This window comes from Streptomyces sp. NPDC002870 (assembly GCF_042888505.1).
In the GTDB taxonomy this organism is placed as follows: domain Bacteria; phylum Actinomycetota; class Actinomycetes; order Streptomycetales; family Streptomycetaceae; genus Streptomyces.
On the sequence record NZ_JBIAPW010000077.1, the window covers coordinates 1 to 5,320 of the forward strand.

Sequence of the window (5,320 nt, forward strand, 5' to 3'; positions counted from 1 at the left end):
TCCTGGTTGATGGCGCTGCCCTTGATTACTGCGAGGACCTGGTGGCCGTTGCGCCGGGCGTCGGAGAGCCGCTCGACCAGGAGCAGGCCGACACCTTCGGACCAGCCGGTGCCGTCGGCGTCGGCGGAGAAGGACTTGCAGCGGCCGTCGGCCGCGAGGCCGCGCAGCCGGGAGAACTCGACGAAGGCGACGGGGGTGGACATGACGGTGACGCCGCCGGCGAGGGCGAGGTCGCACTCTCCGGAGCGCAGAGAGCCGGCCGCCAGATGCAGGGCGACCAGTGACGACGAGCATGCGGTGTCGACGGTGATCGCCGGGCCCTCGAACCCGTACGTGTACGACAACCGGCCCGAGGCGATGCTGCCGGCGCTGCCGCTGAACAGATAGCCCTCGAAGCCCTCCGGGGGCAGGTGCGGCCGGGAACCGTAGTCGTTGTACATCGCTCCGGTGAACACGCCGGTGCGCGAGCCGCGCAGGGCGGCCGGGTCCAGCTTGGCGTTCTCGAACGTCTCCCACGCCGTTTCCAGGAGCAGCCGCTGCTGCGGGTCGATCGCGGTCGCCTCACGCGGCGACATCCCGAAGAACTCCGGGTCAAAGGCGTCCGCGTCATGGAGGAAGCCGCCCTCGCGGCCGTAGGAGGTGCCGGTCTTCTCCGGGTCCGGGTCGTACAGAGTGTCCAGGTCCCACCCGCGGTTGACCGGGAACTCGCTGATCGCGTCCCTGCCCTCCATGACCAGTTGCCACAGATCCTCCGGCGAGGACACCCCGCCCGGGTACCGGCACGCCATGCCGACGATCGCGATCGGCTCGCGCTGCCGGATTTCGACTTCGCGCAGCTGTCTGCGCGCGTCACGGGCCTCCGCTATGGCCTTCTTGAGGTAGTCGCGAAGCTGGTCCTCGCCCGCCATGGTTCTCTCAACTCCCAGATCTTGTACGGTCTATGGCCTCAGGTGCAGCGGAAGCGCCGGTCATGTGCTCAGTCGAGCTCGTCGAACAGGGCGAAGAGCTCCTCGTCGGTGGCGGAGGTGAGATCGTCCTGCGACGCACCGTCGACACCGACGCCACCGCTCGCCATGTCTGCCGCGTCGAGGAGCTCACGCAGCCGGACGGTGATCCGGGCGTACGCGTCGGCGTCCGAAGAGGCGCTCTCGATGGCCGACTTGAGCCGGGAGAGGTCGGCCAGGACGGGCGCGTCGGGCGTGAGGTCCTCGGCACCGAGCTGTCCTCGCAGATACGCCGCGAGAGCTCCCGGGTTCGGGTGATCGAAGACCAGCGTGGTCGGCAGCCGCAGCCCGGTCTCGGTGTTCAGCTGGTTGCGGAGTTCGACCGCGGTCAGCGAGTCGAAGCCCATCTCCTGGAAGGCCCGGTCGGCGTCGACCGCGCCGGGGTCCGAGTGGCCGAGCACGGCGGCCACCCGGCCGCGCACCAGGTCGACCAGTATCCGGTCGCGTTCGGCGGGGGACAGAGAGGCGAGCCGCTCGGCCAGGCTGGGCGTCCCGTCCGAGCCACCGGACGCCGCCACCGTACGCCGCCTGGGCGCGGTGCGCACCAGGCCGCGCATCAGCGGCGGGATCTCGGCTCCGGATGCCCGCAGGGCACCGGTGTCCAGGCGGGTCACGGCGAGGACGGACTCACCCGTGGCGGGTGCCGCGTCGAACAGATCCAGCGCGTCGTCGACGGCCAGAGGAAGCAGACCGGAGCGGCCCAGGCGGCGCAGGTCGGCTTCGCCGAGGGCGCCGCCCATGCCGTCCGCGCCGCCCCACAGTCCCCAGGCGAGGGAGACGCCCGCCAGACCCTGAGCCCGGCGATGCGCGGCGAGCGCGTCAAGGAAGGTGTTGCCGGCGGCGTAGTTGCCCTGGCCTGCCGTGCCGAGCAGGCCCGCGACGGACGAGTAGAGCATGAAGGCGGTGAGGTTCATGTCGCGGGTCAGGTCGTGCAGATGCCAGGCGGCGTCGACCTTGGGCCGCAGTACGGCGTCGAGTCGTTCGGGTGTGAGGCCTTCGATGGTGGTGTCGTCGAGGATGCCCGCGGTGTGGATCACGGCGGTCAGTGGATGCTCGGGTGAGAAGCCGTTCAGCAGTTGGGCGAGTGAGTTCCGGTCCGCCACGTCGCACGCGGCGAGCGACACCTCGGCTCCCAGTCCGGTCAGTTCTGCGACGAGGTCGTCGGCGCCCGGCGCGTCGGGACCGCGGCGGCTCACCAGCAGCAGCCGCCGCACCCCGTGCGACACCACCAGATGCCGGGCGAGCACGGTGCCCAGGACACCGGTCGCGCCGGTCACCAGGACCGTGCCGTCTCCCCACATGACGGTGCCGTCCGGCGCGGTGCCGGCCTCCGCTGCGGGCCCGGAACGCGCCAGCCGCGGAACGAGCACCTGTCCACCGCGCACCGCCGTCTGCGGCTCACCGCTGTCCACGGCCTGCGCGAGCAGAGCCGGCGCCGTTTCGGCATGCCCGGTGTCGATGAGCAGCACACGTCCGGGGTTCTCGGTCTGGGCGGAGCGCAGTAGACCCCACACCGGGGCGTGGACCAGGTCTCTCACGTCGTCCTGCGGTCCCGCGGCGACCGCACTGCGGGTCACCACGGTCAGCCGGGTCCCGGCGAAGCGCTCGTCGGCGAGGTGTCGCTGGACGTGCGCCAGAACCCGGTGCAGTTCCCCGCGGGCCACACCCGGCAGGTCACCACGGCCCACCGAGCCGGGGAGGCACGGGACAAGCAGCACGGACGGCGCGTCAGCGCCCTCGTCCATCGCGCGGGCGACCGCGTCGGCATCGGCGTACCGCCGCACCGGCCCCTCGGGCAGCCCGAGACCGTCGATCAACGCGTCACCGAGCACGGCCCAGCCGGTCAGGTCCGCGGTGGTACGGCCGTCGGGCAGCGGCGTCCAGTCGACCTTGAGGAGCCCGTCACCGGCGACCGTCCCGGCCGCCCGCAGGGTCTGTGCGGACAGCGGCCGCAGGACGAGCGCTTCGACGGCGGCGACCGGTGCGCCGCTGCTGTCGGCCACGGTCAGCGCGACCGTCGGCGAGTCGGCGCCGGCGCCGGTGAAGGCGAGCCTGACACGCAGCGTGGAGGCGCCGGTGGCTCTCACCTCGACCCCGGACCAGGAGAACGGCAGCCACGATCCGTCGGAACCGTCGACGACCCCGGGCAGCAGAGGATGCAGCGCGGCGTCGAGCAGCGCCGGATGGACCGTGAACCGGTCGGCGTCCGACCGCTGGTCTTCGCCCAGGGCGACCTCCGCGTAGAGGGTGCCGTCGGCCCGCCACAGCCGGCGCAGGTTGCGGAATGCCGGGCCGTAGTCGTACTGCCGCTCGGCGAGCCGTTCGTACACGTCCGCCAGATCGACTTCGTCGGCACCGGCCGGTGGCCAGGCCGTCAGGTGCTCGGCCGTGGTGCCGATGTCCGCGCCGATCCTGCCGTGGGCGTGGAGCGTCCAGTCCTCCTCACCCGTGCCGTCGGCGGGTCGCGAGTAGATCTGCAGGGTGCGGCCGCCCGCCGCGTCGGCGGCCGAGGCGACCAACTGCAGCTGCACGGCACCCTGTTCGGGCAGAACCAGAGGCGCGGCCAGGGTCAGGTCCTCCACCCCCGCGGCGCCCAGCTGTTCGCCGGCCCGCAGGGCGAGCTCCAGCAGTCCCGTACCGGGGACGAGGACGACACCGGCGACGGTGTGGTCGGCCAGCCACGGATGCGTGCGGCGGGACAGCCGGCCGGTGAACAGGTGCTCGTCACGGTCGGCCAGGGCGACGGCGGCGCCGAGCAGGGGGTGGTCGGCGGCGGTCAGACCGAATCCGGCGGCGTCCCCGACGGTGAACGGCTCGTCCAGCCAGTACCGCTGCCGTTGGAAGGCATAGCCGGGCAGCGCGACGGTACGGGCTCCCGGGAACACAGCGTCCCAGTCCAGGGCGACGCCCCGCGCGGCGAGCGCGCCGACAGCGGCGGAGAAGGCTCGGTCCTCGGGAAGGTTCCTGCGCAGTGTGGGGGCGAGCGAACCGGCGTCACTGGTAAGGGACTCCTGCACCAGCGCGGACAGTACCCCGTCCGGGCCCAGCTCCAGCCACTCGGTGACCCCGTGCGCCTCCAGGAGTTGCACACCGTCGAGGAACCGCACCGCCTCACGGATGTGCCGGGCCCAGTAGTCGGGCGAGGTCAGCTGTTCGGTGGTCGCGAACTCGCCGGTGACATTGGAGACCACCGGGATACGCGGCGGATGGAAGGTGAGCCCCTCGGCGACGGTGCGGAATTCGTCGAGGACTTCCTCCATGTGCGGCGAGTGGAAGGCGTGGCTGACCGGCAGCCGCTTGGTCCGGCTGCCCTGCTCGCGCCAGTACGCGGCGATCTCGTCGACCACCGGCGCGTCACCGGAGATCACGGTCGAACGCGGGCCGTTGACCCCGGCGATCGACACGGTGTCCCCGTATGCGGCGAGCGAGGCGCGCACGTCGTCCTCGGCCGCCTCCACCGCGGCCATGGCGCCGCCCTCCCGGGCGGCCTGCATGAGCCGGCCCCGCTCGGCGACCAGGAGGCAGGCGTCCGGCAGGTCGAGCACACCCGCCAGATGGGCGGCGGTGAGTTCGCCTATGGAGTGGCCGAGCAGGAAGTCCGGCCGCAGACCGTAATGTTCGGCCAGCCGGAACAGCGCGGTCTCCAAGGCGAACAGGGCGGCCTGGGTGAACGCTGTCTGGTCGAGCAGCGCCGAATCGGCTGACCCCTCCGGAGCGAACAGCACAGTCTTGAGCGGGCGGACGAGTTCACGGTCCAGATGTGCGCACACCTCGTCCAGCGCGGCAGCGAACAGCGCGGACGACGCGTACAGCTCACGGCCCATGTCGAGACGCTGCGAGCCCTGGCCGCTGAACAGGAACGCGGTCTTGCCCCGGTGCGCCGGGCCCGCGTGGACAACGGCGGGCGAGAGCCGGCCCCCGGCCAGCGCCTCCAGCCCATCGAGGAACGCACCCCGGTCGGCGGCGACGACGGCCGCCGCGTGGTCGTGCAGCGCCCGGGTGGTCGCCAGCGACCGGCCGATGTCGGCGATCGTCAGCTCCGGGTGCGCTTCGGCGTACCGGAGCAACCGCCGAGCCCCAGCACGCAGCGCTTCCCCGCTTCTGGCCGAGAGGAGCCACGGCACGACGGGAAGGGCGGGGGTGGTGAGGTCCTTGGTGGGTGTGGGGGGGTGGGGTTCGGTGGCTTGTTCGATGATGATGTGGGCGTTGGTGCCGCTGATGCCGAAGGAGGAGATGGCGGCGCGGCGGGGGCGGTTGAGGGTGGGCCAGTCGGTGTGTTCGGTGAGGAGGTGGACGGCGCCGGATTCCCAGTCGAC

2 protein-coding genes are annotated in these 5,320 nt (G+C 72.2%); both read right to left on the reverse strand.

Annotated elements, in window-relative coordinates; genetic code table 11:
• The coding region (locus ACFYWY_RS38020; protein WP_389196041.1) for a beta-ketoacyl synthase N-terminal-like domain-containing protein at positions 1–908 on the reverse strand (908 nt) is incomplete at its 3' end.
• A 68-nt stretch (positions 909–976) separates the two neighbouring features.
• Positions 977–5,320: SDR family NAD(P)-dependent oxidoreductase (locus ACFYWY_RS38025; RefSeq protein WP_389196044.1), on the reverse strand; the 4,344-nt coding region annotated here is incomplete at its 5' end.